At 53.8% G+C, this 15,854-nt stretch carries 14 protein-coding genes; 10 read left to right on the forward strand and 4 right to left on the reverse strand.

Annotated elements, in window-relative coordinates:
• Nucleotides 1-179 precede the first annotated feature (179 nt).
• Both VFA09_22995 and VFA09_23000 read left to right on the forward strand, forming a co-directional pair.
• Nucleotides 180-1,358, forward strand: a complete 1,179-nt coding sequence (locus VFA09_22995; protein ID HZU70156.1) for a S53 family peptidase — start codon at nt 180-182, stop codon at nt 1,356-1,358.
• Between the two features lie 128 nt (nt 1,359-1,486).
• Nucleotides 1,487-2,656 (forward strand): S53 family peptidase, encoded by a 1,170-nt coding sequence (locus VFA09_23000; protein ID HZU70157.1) that lies wholly within the window; start codon nt 1,487-1,489, stop codon nt 2,654-2,656.
• Between the two features lie 141 nt (nt 2,657-2,797).
• On the opposite strand, the gene VFA09_23005 is transcribed toward VFA09_23000, so the two are convergent.
• Entirely contained in the window at nt 2,798-3,655 is an 858-nt protein-coding gene (locus VFA09_23005) for a DUF1028 domain-containing protein (protein HZU70158.1), read from the reverse strand.
• A gap of 590 nt (nt 3,656-4,245) precedes the next feature.
• Here VFA09_23005 and VFA09_23010 point away from each other — a divergent pair.
• From VFA09_23010 to VFA09_23045, 8 genes are all read left to right on the forward strand, one after another.
• A complete protein-coding gene (locus VFA09_23010; protein HZU70159.1) occupies nt 4,246-4,911 on the forward strand; it encodes a sigma-70 family RNA polymerase sigma factor in 666 nt (221 codons plus the stop codon).
• Nucleotides 4,892-6,100 carry a hypothetical protein gene (locus VFA09_23015; protein HZU70160.1) on the forward strand — a complete coding sequence of 403 codons (1,209 nt, stop codon included), beginning with the start codon at nt 4,892-4,894 and terminating at the stop codon, nt 6,098-6,100. Before VFA09_23010 ends, VFA09_23015 begins: the two co-directional genes overlap by 20 nt.
• Entirely contained in the window at nt 6,100-7,830 is a 1,731-nt protein-coding gene (locus tag VFA09_23020; GenBank protein ID HZU70161.1) for a peptide ABC transporter substrate-binding protein, read from the forward strand. The genes VFA09_23015 and VFA09_23020 overlap by 1 nt, the downstream gene beginning before the upstream one ends.
• A 165-nt stretch (nt 7,831-7,995) precedes the next feature.
• Entirely contained in the window at nt 7,996-8,223 is a 228-nt protein-coding gene (locus VFA09_23025; protein ID HZU70162.1) for a helix-turn-helix transcriptional regulator, read from the forward strand.
• Nucleotides 8,224-8,375: 152 nt separating this feature from the next.
• Nucleotides 8,376-8,987 (forward strand): TetR/AcrR family transcriptional regulator, encoded by a 612-nt coding sequence (locus VFA09_23030; GenBank protein HZU70163.1) that lies wholly within the window; start codon nt 8,376-8,378, stop codon nt 8,985-8,987.
• 103 nt (nt 8,988-9,090) lie between these two features.
• Complete coding sequence (locus VFA09_23035; GenBank protein HZU70164.1) at nt 9,091-9,873, forward strand: ABC transporter ATP-binding protein; 783 nt, start codon at nt 9,091-9,093, stop codon at nt 9,871-9,873.
• A 106-nt stretch (nt 9,874-9,979) separates the two neighbouring features.
• A complete protein-coding gene (locus VFA09_23040; protein HZU70165.1) occupies nt 9,980-11,146 on the forward strand; it encodes an ABC transporter permease in 1,167 nt (388 codons plus the stop codon).
• 161 nt (nt 11,147-11,307) lie between these two features.
• Nucleotides 11,308-12,549 (forward strand): FAD-dependent oxidoreductase, encoded by a 1,242-nt coding sequence (locus tag VFA09_23045; GenBank protein ID HZU70166.1) that lies wholly within the window; start codon nt 11,308-11,310, stop codon nt 12,547-12,549.
• Nucleotides 12,550-13,015: 466 nt separating this feature from the next.
• Here the strand turns inward: VFA09_23045 and VFA09_23050 are convergent, their stop codons facing one another.
• The 3 genes from VFA09_23050 to VFA09_23060 all read right to left on the reverse strand — a co-directional run bounded on the left by VFA09_23050 (nt 13,016) and on the right by VFA09_23060 (nt 15,844).
• A complete protein-coding gene (locus tag VFA09_23050; GenBank protein ID HZU70167.1) occupies nt 13,016-13,471 on the reverse strand; it encodes an SRPBCC domain-containing protein in 456 nt (151 codons plus the stop codon).
• Between the two features lie 250 nt (nt 13,472-13,721).
• Nucleotides 13,722-14,501, reverse strand: a complete 780-nt coding sequence (locus tag VFA09_23055; GenBank protein HZU70168.1) for a Yip1 family protein — start codon at nt 14,499-14,501, stop codon at nt 13,722-13,724.
• Between the two features lie 29 nt (nt 14,502-14,530).
• Nucleotides 14,531-15,844: a CBS domain-containing protein gene (locus VFA09_23060; GenBank protein HZU70169.1), complete on the reverse strand. Its 1,314-nt coding sequence runs from the start codon at nt 15,842-15,844 to the stop codon at nt 14,531-14,533.
• Nucleotides 15,845-15,854: the final 10 nt, after the last annotated feature.

The raw sequence follows: 15,854 nt of genomic DNA on the forward strand, positions 1-15,854 counted from the left end.
TGCAATATTCCACTCCTACTAACGCTTCTCCTTCTTTTCCTTCTTTTACACAGGAAAATCACAATCAGTAGAATAAAGGGTTGACTTTTATCAATATGTTCAGTTAAACTTGCCTGTGGGGGACAAGAAACGCTTGCATCTCCTGTTGTCAACACGAAGAAAAGGAGCATAGCCAACACATGCGAAAAATTACCTGGTCAGTACTCGTCCTGGCCACCCTGCTGAGCATCTTTGGTTCAGCGGCAATCGCTTTCGCGCAAAGCCCTTCGGGGTCGGATCCTCTCGCGCATCTTTTCGCGCATCCTGATTTTATTTTGAAAACCACGCATGGTACGCAGGCACCAAACATCTCAGGTTTTTCACCGCAGCAGCTGAGTAAAGCCTATGCTATCAGCCAGATCAGCAAGAAAGATAGCGGTAAGGGCGTTACCGTAGCCATCGATGACGCCTGTGGCAATCCTCACGCGCAGGCTGACCTCAATGCCTACGACAAGGCTTTTGGTTTGAAGAGTACCACGATTAAAGTTGTCCAGCCCGAGGGAACGCCCTGTTCAGACCCAGGCGGCTGGGGCGTCGAGACGGACCTGGATATCCAGATGGTGCATGATTTCGCGCCGAAGGCCAAGATCGTACTAGAAGAGGCGCGCAGCGCTTCCTTCAGCGACCTGCTTAACGCGGCCAAAGACGCTTACACAAAACAAGGTGCGACCATCGTTTCCATGAGCTTTGGTGGTAACGAGTTTTCCGGCGAGACCGGGTCAAGCGCTGATGGCATCTTCTCGACCGGCAATTCAATGGGTGTAAGCTTCACCGCCTCTTCTGGCGACAGCGGGTGCGGCGCCCAGTATCCTGCCGCTTCGCCATTCGTCACCTCTGTTGGCGGCACCAGCCTGTTTATCAATCAGGATGGCAGCTACAAGAGCGAGTCTGCATGGAATGGCAGCGGTGGTGGCACCAGTGCATTCGAAAGCCGCCCGTCCTACCAGAACGGTTTCAATAACAATTCGAAGCGTGGCATTCCTGATGTCGCTATGGTTGCCGATCCGAATACCGGCGTTGCCATGTATGACAGCGATATCGGCGGATTCATTGTCGTCGGTGGCACCAGCGTTGCTGCTCCTTTGTGGGCCGGTGTGCTGGCAAGAGTCAACCAGAAGCGCGCGCATAGCATGCAGAATGCCGACAACGAACTGTACAATGTGGCCAGCAATTCTAGCAAGTACGCAACCGACTACCATGACATTACGACTGGTAGCTCCGGTGGCATTTGCAGCGCCAAGACCGGCTATGACTTTGTAACCGGATTAGGTACCGAAGTTGGGAACGCGCTCGTTCCTGATTTGATCGCGGCTCCGTAATCCCGCAGCACCAGCAAGTGATGCCATTGCTGAGGCAATGAACGTATACAAAGATGGCCTACTAAGTGTTTTCAGAAACCGGGTGGGCCATCTTTCCCATTGCATTTCACTACAAAGGAGTAGCAAGCATGATACGCAAGATCAGCGCGTTAGCTTTCATTTTGACCTTCCTGCTGGGCATCGTTGGTTCGGGGGCGACCGCTTTCGCACAAAGCACGTCAGAGGCGGATCAATTCGATAACGCTATCGCCTACCCAACGATTATCCTGCAAAATGCTCACGGCACTCGAGCGCCCAATGTCAACGGTTTTACTCCGCAGCAGTTTCGCAAGGCTTATGGAATCGACCAGTTAAGCCAGCAGGGCGCGGGCATCACCATTGCCATTGTCGATGCCTGTGGCAATCCGCATGTCCAGTCCGACCTCGACCAGTATGATCAGGCATTCGGCCTGCCTTCTACGACCGTCAAAGTGGTCTACCCGCAAGGCAAAAAGGTTTGCTCAGCGCCATCAAGCTGGGGATTGGAGACGGACCTGGATGTCGAAATGGCACACGCGGTGGCCCCTCAGGCCACAATTGTGCTGGAAGTCGCCGTCAATCCAACGTTCAAGCGCCTTGACCAGGCGGCTGGCGATGCTTATGCCAACCAGGGCGCGGCCGATGTCTCGATGAGCTTCGGTGGCAAAGAGCGCCCCGGTGAAAAAGGAGCTCATGGCGATGCCATTTTCGCTGCCGGTAATGCTAAGGGAGTTACCTTCACCGCTTCGTCCGGCGACAGCGGTTGTGGAGTAAGTTACCCGGCCGCATCTCCTGATGTTGTAGCCGTGGGCGGCACCGTGCTCACGATTAAGCAGGATGGCACCTATGTTAGCGAGACAACATGGAGCGGCAGCGGCGGTGGCTTGAGCAAGTTCGAGCATGTTCCGTCCTACCAGAACGGCTTCAACAATAATTCCAAACGCGGCGTGCCGGACGTTGCCATGGTCGCTACCGGTATGGCCATGTACGATTCCGATTTCGGCGGCTTTGTAGAAGTTGCCGGTACCAGCATCGGAGCGCCTATCTGGTCTGGAGTACTGGCCGATGCCAATAGCGGGCGCCAGCACACATTCATGAACGCTGACATCGAGCTGTACAGCGTGGCCAGCAACCCGCAAAAATATGCTAAGGACTACCATGACATTACGACGGGTAGTTCGGGCGGCATTTGCAATGCAGGCCCCGGTTATGACTTCCCGACCGGGCTGGGGTCGCCTGTTTCTAACAATCTCGTCCCTGATTTGATCGCGGCTCCGTAGGTCAGGAACAAAATATTGAGTCGACGGAATTCCCGCGCAGGCCGATCAATCGGCGGTGGGCGCGATGAATCGGCCCCTACGGCAGAGCCGTGGGGCCGATTCGTTGGTATTCTTTACCGGGCAATTTGTCCAGGCCCATTTTTATGCCCGTAATTTTTCGCGCATGAACTCCAGCACCACACGGTCAATACGCGCATCCTCGAACCAGCGTTCCTCGAGATTTTCGCGCCCTACAAATTGGCGAAATGCATCGCGCGTAGCAGTAGTATAGGAGCCGTTGACACTGTCTTTATAGTCGCCACTGGTGGTGAGCAGTTCCTGCAATTCGCGGGCCAATGCATCGTCTATGGGCAGGATATCCTGGGGTGCAGGGGGAAACAAATACAGTTTATGCAATTGCAGAATGCGCTGCAGTTCCTCAATTGGCCGGGGATGATCATCAACCCGCAGGTCGATGAAACGGTCATTGAAGCCACTATAGCCGCCTTTTTCACGCACGATCAGCAACGCTGCCGATTGCTGCCCCCGGCTATCGCCCCCGGCAGCCTGACCTGCCGCGAGCGCGGCCATCAAGCGATCACAGAGATGCCCGTCTGTTTGCTCAAATGTGCGAGCCATAGCCAATACCGTTTCTTCTCCTACGAGAATATTGCCCTGACAAGCATAATGCTCCCCGGTATGACCACCGGCCCACGGAAAACAATCGTCGCCGGTAAAGGTAGCGGGTTCGCCATGCACGGCAACGATGCCTACCTGGCGATTGGCCCGTCCATCATCAGCAGCTGTAAGACGCGCAATGGTCTCTTGAGCGGATAAACCACGCGCCAGCAGCTCCAGGCCCGATGGTCCGTAGGTCGTATTAGCCCAGGCCTGTGTAGCAATCGCGCCTACTCCCGCCCTGGCCCATGGCACAACCGCGCCAACAGCCAGAAATTTAGACTGAACGGCAATTCCTAGTTCACCCGCGTTGGGGTCCCGCGCAACGATGGAAAAAGTCATAGATAGATACCTCCAGATAGAATGCAGCGCATCCCAGCATTGCTCTTTGGAGTATTATAGCATGCGCACGCTATGAAGCTCACTATGGTGTTTGCTCCGGTTGACGCCTTTTCTCCTGCTTTGCTGCACCAAATTGGTGATTACCCAGAAGTCCGTCGGCTCAGCTGCATGGAGGGCGCCAGGGATTCTTCGTTGCACTCAGAATGACATGGTGGGGCATGTCATTCTGAGTGCAACGAAGAATCCCTGGCGCGCTTATAGGTAATCACCAGGCACCAAAAACTTGACATTTCAGAGGATTTGCAGCAAAATTGAAAGAAGTCTTTCCTATGAGCTTTGTCCTGCTGAACATCCCTCATGGCGCGACTCCTTGAGAGATTTTTGTTCTAACAGACGTATAACTATAGTGAAGGCGAGAGCACCACCGATCAGATATGCTGCTTTTATCGTCGTTTTGACCTGGTAGGGATGCTGCACATCGACATAAAGTCAGGCAGGCCACCAGGGAAAGAGGCGACACTGCTAAAGAGGTGGAAGCAGTGTTTTGTTCAATACGTAAGCTGCATACTCAGATCCTTTAAGGAGCAAGTATGGTGCGACCAAACTGGTCAGATGAAGAGTTGGCACGGTTGCTGCAAGAACGCAACACTGAAGCCCTTGAGACTCTCATTTCTCGTTACTCGCGCGAGGTGTTTTATTTTATTCGCCTGGTACTTGATGGTGTGGGCGTCACCCAGGATGCGGAAGAGTGCGTCAACGACCTCTTTGTTGCCGTCTGGCAAGAAATCGAAACCTTCGATTCTGAACGTGGTACGCTACGTACCTGGTTGACGATGCGCGCAAAATATATTGCCCTGGACCGGCGCCGTCAATTATGTCGCCGCCAGACCCACAATATGCAATCGGCGGACGAAAATCGTCAATGGGCATCATCGGATGGAGGCGGGCGCAAAGGATATGGGTGGGGAGGATACGACAACGATACCCGCGTGACGCTTCCACCACATCCAGAATTTAGTATGGAACACCTGCTGGAGCAGAGTGAAAGGCGCGAAGAACTGCGCCTGGCCTTGGCGACGTTGCCAGAGCTTGACCGCTATCTTATTATCCAACGCTATTTTAAATTTGCCAGTACCGAGGAACTGGCAGCGAAAACTGGCCTCACACGCCACGCTGTCGATACCCGGCTCTGGCGCGCGCGGAAAAGCTTACGCGAAACGCTCAAGGAGCACGCATATGAGTATGAGCGAATTTGACACACAAATGAATAGGGAAGATGATGATCCCATCTCTTGCTTACTGCGCAAGGAAGCGATTCCGCCTGACTTCAGCGAGGAAGACCTGGCCTTCGCGCAGGAACTGAATACGCTTTTTTCTGCTGAGCAAGAAGAGCTGCCTCCTCTTTTCGTACAAACATTACTGCAAGCCGAAGACCCACGTTTTCGCCCCGCTGAACATGGCTTTGAAAAGAAAACAAGCGCGCGTGTCTTTCGTCGCCTTCATTTGCGACGGCGTCTTTTCACTGCGCCGCGCTCCGCAAAGGAAGTCATTAGCAGCAGCATACATGGCATCGTCGTCAATCGTTCCTTACTGGCTTTTGCGTGCGTTCTGATGCTCGTGATGCTTTTCACGGTAGCGTTTACGGCGCCATCATTTACTTCGGGCATGGCCCTTTTACTGCAAGGATCACACAGCGGTGTCTACCAGGTAGAGCATTATCCGACCGGCGTACACAGGCATCATGGTACATATGATTTTGATGCGCGCGAGTGGCCCCAGCAAATATCGCTATCACAGGCGATACAACGATTAAGTTTCCCGATGTACTGGCCGCAAATGATTCCACGTGACTACTCCTTGACCGCCGTACTTCTGGAGGATACAGGGCAGCAATGGGCGAATGGTCCCATTTTGGATCTGGTTTATACGCTCAACGGCCAGAAACCGGATGCGAATAATCAGATTATCGTGCGCGAATTCCTGCCCAATGAGGATGTGCTCCAGCTGGTGCAGGAGGGTGCAGCTCACCCGGTAGAAATCGATCAATATGGCGAGGCGAAAGCAATTTATGTCGATGGGCAATGGGCATTACAAGATGGTCAATCGCTGCCTCAATGGGCCTATGGCGGGCGCAGCGAGCTGATTTACCAGCAGAATAACGTTGTCTTCTGGATCGTTGGCAACCAGCAAATGGGCGTGAATGAAAAGATGTTGCTGACGATTGCCCAGTCGTTACAGATTTTCCATATCGGCCACCAGATGCATATGCTAAGCGATTCACGAGATGCGGCAGGCGTGACGGTGATTGACTGGGCGCCTGATCAGTTTCTGACGGATGTTGTAGTGGTCTTCCAGGGTGAAAACGGGAATAGCCCCTCGTACATACCGGTTAGCTCGTATCAATTGGTAAAAACGGCGCAAAAAATTGTGGCTACCGGTCACTAATGGCGCGTACAGCAGTAGGGGCAGTGCTTGCCGCGCCCCCGGTGCGAATGCTGCCGGTGCGTCAAGTGTCATGGTGGGCGCGGCAAGCACTGCCCCTACTGCTGATATGGCTGGTTGTCGCGTGTAGCACAACTCCATCCATGCCTCCATCGCCTCCTCACGGCTCAACCAGTGGCACGATTATCTTCGCAGACAGAGGATTTCCTGATGCGGTTAACCCTTTGTTTTCGGCCTCCGCGGTCGATCTTGAGGTGAGCGCGGCGCTCTGGTCTGCGCCCGTCTATTATGACAACCGGTTTCACATCCAACCCGACCAGTTGACTGAAGTGCCCCTGCCCGCGAATGGTGGTGTGAAGGATGATGGCAAGACTATCATTATGCACCTGCGTCACGATCTGCGCTGGTCGGATGGCCAGCCGATCCTGGCAAGCGATTTTCAATACTGGTGGCATCTCGACCAGGACCCAAATACTGGAGCGATCACCATGAGCGGGTACGACCAGATAGCCAGCATCGATACGCCTGATAACTTCACCGTGATCCTGCATATGAAACACGCATACGGTCCCTACCTGTCGTATCTGCCATATGCCGCTCCCCAGCACGCCTGGGGCAAGCTAAAAGACATCGACCTGCAAAACATGACGAGCGTCTACCTGGCCCCCACTGTAACCGATGGCCCCTACATGCTTGCCCACTTCGAGAATGGAAAGAGCTATACGTTGAAACCAGACCCCTACTACACTTCGACGACATTCTCCGGCCCATTTGTTTCACAACTCATTTACCGCTCTTACAACGATCTTACCGCGCTCACCGGCGCAGTCAAGCAGCAGCAGGTTGACATCAGCGAGGGATATATGGAAGATGATCTCTCAAGCCTTGTCCACCTTCCGGCAGGCGTGCAACTACGCGAAACACCCGCTGCCTCCTATGAGCACCTTGACTTCAACCTGGCTCGTCCTATTTTTCAAGATGTGCGGGTACGGCGCGCAATTCAAATGGCAATCAACAGGTGCGCCATCATTGAACAGGCGCTGCACATGCCAGATTGTTCGCGCCTTGCAGACCAGGTCGAGCCTCCTCCCTCGCTCGTCTATGATTCCAGCATTGCTTCGGCCCCTTTTGACCCCCACATGGCAAGGCAGCTACTCGCGCAGGCCGGCTGGCTTTCCGGTCAACATGGTTTACTGTACCGCCATGGCCAGCCGTTTGCGCTCCGTCTTGTTACAACCGCTTCCAATCCTCTGCGCGCCGCTGCTGCCCGGCGAATCCAACAGGATTTATTGGCAGCCGGCATTTCCATCCAGATTCTGTATTATCCCCTGAACACCTTCTTTGGCCTCTATAATCAAGGTGGTATCCTGGCAACCGGTGCCTATGACCTGGCCATGTTCGGCTATCAAAATAGCCCGGAACCCGATGATGAATATGCCGTTTTCGACTCCTCGCAAATACCAACCGCGGATCAACCAGGTCTGGGCAACTACGGCCGCGTCAAGGATCCTATCATCGACCAGGCCCTACAACAGGGAAGAAATACAGTAGGCTTTGCCGGTCGCGTAAAGTTCTATCACCAATTCTTAGAGCGCCTTGCAGACCAGGTCTACATTATTCCTTTGTATACCGGCCTCAATATCATGACCATCAGCGCTACGGTGCGGAACGTCGTCCCCAATCCCAACGTCGTCGAGAACAACTGGAACATCAGTGAATGGAGAAAAGGATGATGGCAAACCTGGCCATATTTTCTGCTGCGCTGGACATCACTGTGAGAAACTGGTATCATAAACAATGACGAATGATCTTAAAGGAAATTAGCTCACGTTGCAGCTCGACTCTGTTCCAGCAACGAAGCTGAGACGGTCGTTGCAAACCTCAAAGGAGAGGTCATAATGAAGCATCATGTCTTGAAACCGGGTTCCACTAAGCCGCATGGCTTACCACATCTACGCACCCTTCGCCAGCGCAAAGGGTTGAGTTTAGGCCAGCTTTCTGATATGACCGGTATTCGCCGCGATACAATCGCGCACCTGGAGACCGGTCGCGAGGACCCACAACCATATCAATTACGGTTGCTGGCGCGCGTGCTAGATGTCCCGCAACTTGAACTGGTCTCATAATTGCTGCTACATAGGCAGGTTTTGCCTTTCCCAAAAATTTGAGAGCATTTTGCGTTCTATCCCTCTTGACATTCCCCCTTTTCCTGGCTATACTTTCATTAAAATTAATCGGTCGGTCAATTAATTATAGGGACTAGAAACGATATCACTATATGGCACGCACAACGAAAGTGGTGGAAGATCGCCGCGAACAAATCATCGATGCGGCTATGCATGTCTTTGCGGAAAAAGGCTTCGTCAGGGCTACAAACAAAGATATTGCGCGCGAGGCGGGGATTACCCCTGGCCTGATCTATCATTACTTTGAGAGCAAGGAAGCATTACTGCGGGCCATTATCGATGGGCGTTCGCCTTTGCGTATTATCAATGCTCTGCCCCCACAGGCGCTGGCTCTGCCGCCAGAAGTGTTCCTGCGTTTTATCGTGATGCAGGTGCTGGGCATTCTTGAAGACGAAAATTTCATTCAACTGATCCGGGTATTTCTCCCGGAAGTTGTGTATAACCCTGATACAGGATCGACGATAAACGAGGCGATACAACAGGCCCTGGGCTTTCTTGAAGGCTACTTTCGGAACAAAATAGAGGCAGGAGAACTGCGCCCGATGGACGCGGCGCTGCTACCACAGCTATTTATCGGTAGCGTGATGGCTTTCGTACTGCGACGCAATATTCTCCATGACCCGCAGGTCTTGCATTATACACACGAACAGATTGCTGATGCGATAGTTGAAACGATGCTCAAGGGCCTTTTACCAGGTCGATAGTCAGGAAATCTTTAGCAGCGTTGCCCTTCTGCGGAGCGATACTAAAAAATTTTTGATCTGTTATTAATTGGCCGGTCAGTTAATATCAAAAGGAGGAATCTCCATGGCAGAAGCTACTTCCGATATTCACGAGGGACAGCAACCGGATAAGGCTACCGGTTCTCTCGTCGTCGTTATCAGCGATCTTGTCAAGCAGTTTGGCAAACTGAGAGCTGTCGATAATCTCAGCATGACCATCAATACCGGCGAGACATTCGGATTGATCGGTCCCAATGGCTCAGGCAAGACGACGCTGATCCGCATGATGGTCGGTTTGATGCGCCCCACAAGTGGCACGATACGCATTCTGGGCGAACGGATGCCGAGCGCAATAATCGCACCTCACATTGGCTACATGACGCAGTTGAGCGCCCTCTATCTTGACCTCACAGCCCGGGAGAACATGCAGTTCTTCTGCAACATTTATGGTTTGCGTGGCAAGCAGCAGAAACAGCGCATCGACGAAATGCTGGAACGGGTTGACCTTGCCGACCGCGCCAATGATATCGTCGGCAACTTTAGTGGCGGTATGAAGCAGCGCCTCTCGCTTGCCACGGCGCTGGTGCATCATCCCAGCCTGGCCTTGCTCGACGAGCCAACCGTCGGAGTCGATCCTGAACTGCGGCGTTCTTTCTGGGAATATTTCGCGCAAATGAACTGCGAGGGCATTACCATCATCGTCTCCACGCACCATCTTGATGAAGCCGCACGCTGCACACGCCTGGGCCTGATGCGGGCGGGCATGTTGCTGGCACAGGACACGCCCCAGGAGCTACTACGCCAATCCGGCAAAGATAACATGGAAGATGCCTTCCTTTACTTCGCCACGCGACAGCAGGAAGGATGAAAGAGAATGAAACATGTGCAAGGGATGTCAACACATATCGTCATCTTGAATCAGCCGAACACCATACAAAACAAGCTCTTATGGCTATAGGAAACGGAGAAGTATTATGAGTCTCGAACGCACTCTAGCACTGGCCACGCGCATTATTCGCCAGATTCTGCGCGACAAACGCACGCTGGGGCTGATCTTCATCGTTCCTCTCTTGATCATGACGTTGCTCTACCTGGTACTCACAAATACGAGCAGCGTTCACACACTGGCGATTGTGCGCCCCACCGACCCGGGCAGCGATACCATCAACACGCTGATTACCGACCTGCTGCCCGGAAAGGATAAACTGAACACCATCTATATTCCTGCCAATCAGGTAACAACTACACTACAAAACGGGAATGCCGATGCCGCGATTCTATTTCCCCCGGATTTCGCGCGGCAGGTCCTGGCGGGCCAGAACCCGGTCGTGCAGATCGAACTCGAAGGCTCTGACCCGACCGTAGCAAGCGCCATGCGAGACCTCACCGAGTCATTTACGCACCAGCTTGGTCTCGCGCTCTCGAGCTTGAAGGCGCAGCAAAACCAGGGTGGGCAGGTACCGATTACCCCGGCAACGCTCGCGGGACCTATACCTTTCACCATCAGCGAGCCACACTACCTGCATGGAGGGCCGCAATATACGTTCAACGACTCCATCGCACCCGTCTTCATCGGCGTCTTCTCTTTTTTCTTCGTCTTCATCCTTACTTCGGTCGCTTTCCTGCGCGAACGCTCGCAGGGCACGATTGAACGAGTAATGGTCTCGCCGTTGACGCGCCCCGAACTGGTGCTGGGATACATCTGCGGCTTTACGCTTTTTGCGCTTGTGCAGTCGGTGCTGATCCTGATTTTCGTCGTCTTCGTGCTGCAGGTTCATTACAGCGGCAACCTCGCCTTAGTGTTCCTGGTCACGGCGTTGCTCACCATTGGCAGCGTCAATCTCGGCATCTTCCTCTCGACCTTTGCGCAGAACGAATTTCAGATTGTGCAGTTTATCCCGCTGGTTTTTGGCGTGCAGGTCTTCCTTTCCGGCATCTTCTGGCCCATCGCTCAATTGCCGGGCGTGTTACGTCCCATTTCCTACATCCTGCCCCTGACCTATGCCAATGATGCCTTACGCGGTGTCATGCTCAAGAGCGATGATATCGGGCAAATCGCGGGGCAACTGGCGGGCCTGTTGATATTCGCGCTGGTTATGGTTCTGTTAAGCTCGTTGACGATGCGCCGGCAGATCGCGTGACATAAGAACCGAGCCGGACGTGTCATTCTGAGCGCAGCGAAGAATCCGAAGCACGCACCTGATCAATTTAGCTCATGTGAGATTCTTCGCTGCGCTCAGAATGACATGCGAGCCATGGCATGACACCAGGTCGTTATTCAAGATTTAGGAGGTACTAAAAAATGCAGAACGAAGTCGTTGCGGAAACAACACAGGCCAAACAAGTTGAGCAAACAACCTGTTGTATCGTAGGTGGTGGCCCTGCCGGAGCGGTGCTGGCGCTCCTTCTCGCGCGTAAAGGCGTTCCCGTCGTGCTGCTGGAGGAGCATATGGATTTTGACCGGGACTTTCGTGGAGATACCATTCATCCATCGACTCTGCAAATATTGGATGAAATAGGTCTCGCGGATCGCTTACTCCAGCTGCGTCACACCAAAGCATCCAGTATACCCGTACAGACCGCTAAGGGGAACTTGACGCTTGCCGATTTCCATCGCCTGAAAACGCGATTTCCCTACATCGCATTGATTCCACAGGCAGACTTCCTCTCATTCATTACGAGCGAAGCCGGCCGCTACCCGAACTTCCGGCTGGTTATGGGGGCCAGAGCGGAGAAGCTGATAGAGGAGGATGGCTACATTCACGGTGTTCATTACCGCGGCAAGGATGGCTGGCACGAGCTGCGCGCGGTACTTACTGTCGGAGCAGATGGTCGTTTTTCTCGTGTGCGCCGCCTGGCAGGTTTTGAGCCGATCCAGACTTCAGCGCCGATGGATGTACTCTGGTTTCGTTTGCCACGCAAAGCAGGCGATCCAGAGAAATCTGGCGGACGGCTTAGTGGGGGTCATATCCTGATCATGCTTGACCGGAACGAATACTGGCAGATGGGCTATGTCATTCCCAAGGGTGGATACCAGGAAATCCGCGCCGCGGGCCTCGAGCATTTGCGCCAGGTGATAGGAGAGATGCTGCCGGAATTCGCCGGCCGCGTGGATACCATTCAGGAGTGGAAACAGGTATCCGTGCTCTCGGTGGAATCGAGTCGCCTGCGCAGATGGTATCGCCCGGGCCTGCTGCTCATCGGAGATGCCGCCCACGTGATGTCGCCGGTCGGTGGAGTGGGCATTAATTACGCCATTCAAGATGCCGTAGTCACGGCCAACATACTCGGCAATGACCTCTTGCAAGGCAAAGCGCCAACCGGCGACCTGGCACGCGTACAGCGGGAGCGCGAATTGCCAACACGCATTATCCAGGGCTTGCAAAACCTGATACAAAAGCAGGTGCTGACCAGGGTTCTGACGACGGATAAGCCGCCGGCGATATCACCATTCTTCTCGCTGCTGTTACGCGTGCCGCTTGTACGCGATTTACCGGCAAGATTTATCGCCTTTGGGCCGCGCAGCGTACATGTTCAGGAATAGGCAGCCGGGATATTTTTTTATCCAGCTTTTCGCAATGCGCGACTCTATGTTGCCAGCAATGCGAGGCAAAGCAGGCTGGCCAGAAAGACAAGGATGGTCGGACGCGCACCGGCAACTTGCAAAAGCAAACCGGCCAGAAAGTAGCCGAGAGGCGGCGTTGAGAGAGCAAGCAGGCGATACGCGCTATTGACGCGGCCCTGGAGTTCATCGGGAATGAGCGCCGCCCGGTAACTGAATGGTGGCGCCTGTTCTCTGCCGGGTAAGCGCTGCGCCAGGCTTACGCGACTAAGAATGGAGTATGCTGCTGCATAGACGCAATTTTACAAAAGTTTCTGGATGGGATCAAGAGGAGGCTCCTGGTGATTACCCATGAGTGCGGTGGCTCAACTGAACGAAAGGGAACCAGAGATGCTTCGCTGCGCGCAGCGAAGCATCTAACCATGCTGTCGCGCCCTGTTAAAGTCAACTAAGCGCGAACCGTGCTGACCTGCTTCTCAAAATTCTTGAAGAATTGGCCGAGCGCCATCTTCATTGCCCCGTTGATGACCATATCGGGGGTAGCGGCGATCTTTCCTTCCATATCCGCGTGCCCACTATAGTTGAGCAGCGTTCCCTCGGCATCATCCGTGAGATCAATGGCGCAGGTGGCGCGGATGGTGCCAACTGAGCTGCTGGGTTCCGCTATGAAGACGACGCGCGACGGCGCAATTACTTCCCCTGTCTGCAAGAAGATGTTATACGGCCCTTTCAAGCCAGGAATATTTGGCGATACGACCAGCTTTAACTGGCGGCCCGTTGGGAAATCTACAAACTCGGCACTTTCGCAACCAGGCACGCAATTTTTGAGAACTTCAGGATTCAATAGAGCTTGAAATACTTGTGGGCGAGGTGCTTTCACCTTCTGATTACCCGAAACATCCATATGAACGTTTACCCCTCTTTATACTTAGAATTTTTTCTCTCACGGCTTCCGGCAATGAGATACTTTTATGTATGCCAGAAAGCGATGCGAGAGAATACGCTTTACAAGGCAGTATTATAGCCTGATGCATTTGGATTGCTCAATAGAACGGGTCAGAAGTACTAGGATATATGAGGGGCGTACTTCAGGGCGCGATAATGCAGTTAAACAGAATAGTTCGGTAATGGACGGAGGGCCGATCAATCGGCCCCTACACGCCCAGGGAAACAAGGATAAAAGTCCAGAGAATCAAGGCTCCCACAGCTAAGGGGATGAGGAGCAGAGCGGTGATGACCGCGGCTGCTGTGGCTTTTCCACCCGTCAGGCGATGGACGGCAACGTTCGCAAAGCTTTGTAGCACGATGCTGTAGACGAAGCATACGATAGCCAGGAAAGCCGACAGGAAGTTGCCAAAAATAGGCAGAATCCCAACGACACTGACGGCGAGGCCAAACGGCACAAGAAAAAGCAGGGTGGTATAACACTGTTGCAAGAACGTTCCGCGCCCACCATAGGCCCTGGCGAGCAGGTAGAGGATAGCCATCAGTAAGAAAAACAGAACGGGTATCAGGATAAAAAGCCCCAGCGTCGAGCCAAGCGTAAGCGCCCGGATTACGGATGGACTGCTCAGGCCTGTGGGGCTTGCCGGGTTGGGAGTAGCAGGCAGTGAAAAGAGCGAGACAAGGAAGGCAAGCACTGCGGCAATGATCGCATAGCCGAGCAATTGAATCCAGACCATGCTCCAACTGGCCTGCGCCATCTCTACCAGAAATGTTTCCGCGTATGGTTTAGTCACTACACGCTTATATTGTTCCGGCAACTGGCGAATTGCTTCGGCGAGAGGGAGAGGCGCGGCAGCCGGTGGAATAAAGCCGAAGTCTGGCCAATATGTCGGGTCGGCATCGCGTGTATCATGCTTTTTCGCCCCATTGGAAGCAGCCCCGGGGCCTCGCCCATTATTGTTCGATTTGCGACCAGGTATCCATGCCATAGGTATCACCTATCCCACAGTGGACATCATCAATACATTCTGGTTGGTTTGCGACGCCGCTCGTTGGGTAGCAGCACATCCAGCGCGTCATCGACGGTGACAACGCCTTCGAGAATGCCCTCGTCGCTCACGACAGGAACGGCCAGCAGGTTATATTTCGCCATGATCTCGGCGACGGTTCGCGGATCGGTATCCGGGCGGACGGTAATCGTATCCGTCTCCATCACTTCCTTTAGAGATAGCGTGGGATCGGAGATCAGCAGATCCCAGAGAGAAACGACGCCCAGTAAAGAACTTTCATCCGATGTCTCATCGGCAACACAATACACATAAGCGGCCCGTACATCCTGCTCGCTCATATAAGCGCGGACGGTATCGATTGCCTCGGCGACGGTCTTACCGGTATTGAGGGCAATAAAATTAGTGGTCATGAGACCGCCCGCCGAATCTTCTTCATATTCCAATAATTCCTGGACATCCTCGGATTCCTCGGGAGTCATCAGACGTAAGAGTTCCTGGGCGCGTTCTTCGGGAAGGGTCGCCAGCAAATCGGCGGCCTCGTCCGGCTCCATGGCTTGCAGGATATCAGCGGCCCGCTCCGGGCGAATGTTCTCCAGAATATGACTTTGCCGTTCGGTATCGATCTCTTCGAGCGCATCGGCGGCCGTCTCGTCGTCCAGACCTTCAATCAAACGCGCGCCCTGACCGGGAGTCAGTTGATGGACGATATCGGCGATATCGGCAGGGTGCAATTCCGCAAGCTGCCCGCTCACGGGGCGCAACGGCCCGGTTAAGCCTTCAGGCGTAGTACCTGCCGGAGGTTCCCCTTTGTCCTGCTCTTCATTCATATCCTCTTCAGGAGGGGGCGTACCAATGAGTTCGATACGATTCCACGGAATCAATTTGGCGGGGGAACGCCTGCTATTGGCGCCGAGCAGCCAGGAGGGCGCGAGCCTGCGCACCAACCCGAGGGAGCTATTATCGATGCCGAGAATGTGCCAGTTATCGTCGAAGCAGATATCGTTTACGCGCACGGCCTTCTTGCGCGCAAGATCGATGACCTGCTTATCAAGCACATCCTGTGCCAGGCTGATCAGCGGCGAAAATGTAGCAATGGACTGAGCAGAAAGCTGTTCTAGAGGGACACGCAGGCGCAGAACGTTGCCCTGCCATGCGACGGATTCAGCAGGCACGTACCAGCGCTGATCCTCCTGCCCCTCGACCAGCAAGATTGTGCGGGGCGCAGGCTCTTCCTGCGCTATGAATATATCAGCGATTTTCCCTACTCGCGCACCCTCCGAATCCTCGATGGGCGCGCCGAGCAGTTGACTAAGGTACTGCATAGTTTCTATT

This window comes from Ktedonobacteraceae bacterium, from assembly GCA_035653615.1.
In the GTDB taxonomy this organism is placed as follows: Bacteria; Chloroflexota; Ktedonobacteria; order Ktedonobacterales; family Ktedonobacteraceae; genus DASRBN01.

Excerpts from the sequence above, each read along its gene's own strand:
- VFA09_22995 (HZU70156.1), top strand. The coding sequence starts at position 180 with ATGCGAAAAATTACCTGGTCAGTACTCGTCCTGGCCACCCTGCTGAGC.
- VFA09_23000 (HZU70157.1), top strand. The coding sequence starts at position 1,487 with ATGATACGCAAGATCAGCGCGTTAGCTTTCATTTTGACCTTCCTGCTG.
- VFA09_23005 (HZU70158.1), bottom strand. The coding sequence starts at position 3,655 with ATGACTTTTTCCATCGTTGCGCGGGACCCCAACGCGGGTGAACTAGGA.
- VFA09_23010 (HZU70159.1), top strand. The coding sequence starts at position 4,246 with ATGGTGCGACCAAACTGGTCAGATGAAGAGTTGGCACGGTTGCTGCAA.
- VFA09_23015 (HZU70160.1), top strand. The coding sequence starts at position 4,892 with ATGAGTATGAGCGAATTTGACACACAAATGAATAGGGAAGATGATGAT.
- VFA09_23020 (HZU70161.1), top strand. The coding sequence starts at position 6,100 with ATGGCGCGTACAGCAGTAGGGGCAGTGCTTGCCGCGCCCCCGGTGCGA.
- VFA09_23025 (HZU70162.1), top strand. The coding sequence starts at position 7,996 with ATGAAGCATCATGTCTTGAAACCGGGTTCCACTAAGCCGCATGGCTTA.
- VFA09_23030 (HZU70163.1), top strand. The coding sequence starts at position 8,376 with ATGGCACGCACAACGAAAGTGGTGGAAGATCGCCGCGAACAAATCATC.
- VFA09_23035 (HZU70164.1), top strand. The coding sequence starts at position 9,091 with ATGGCAGAAGCTACTTCCGATATTCACGAGGGACAGCAACCGGATAAG.
- VFA09_23040 (HZU70165.1), top strand. The coding sequence starts at position 9,980 with ATGAGTCTCGAACGCACTCTAGCACTGGCCACGCGCATTATTCGCCAG.
- VFA09_23045 (HZU70166.1), top strand. The coding sequence starts at position 11,308 with ATGCAGAACGAAGTCGTTGCGGAAACAACACAGGCCAAACAAGTTGAG.
- VFA09_23050 (HZU70167.1), bottom strand. The coding sequence starts at position 13,471 with ATGGATGTTTCGGGTAATCAGAAGGTGAAAGCACCTCGCCCACAAGTA.
- VFA09_23055 (HZU70168.1), bottom strand. The coding sequence starts at position 14,501 with ATGGCATGGATACCTGGTCGCAAATCGAACAATAATGGGCGAGGCCCC.
- VFA09_23060 (HZU70169.1), bottom strand. The coding sequence starts at position 15,844 with ATGCAGTACCTTAGTCAACTGCTCGGCGCGCCCATCGAGGATTCGGAG.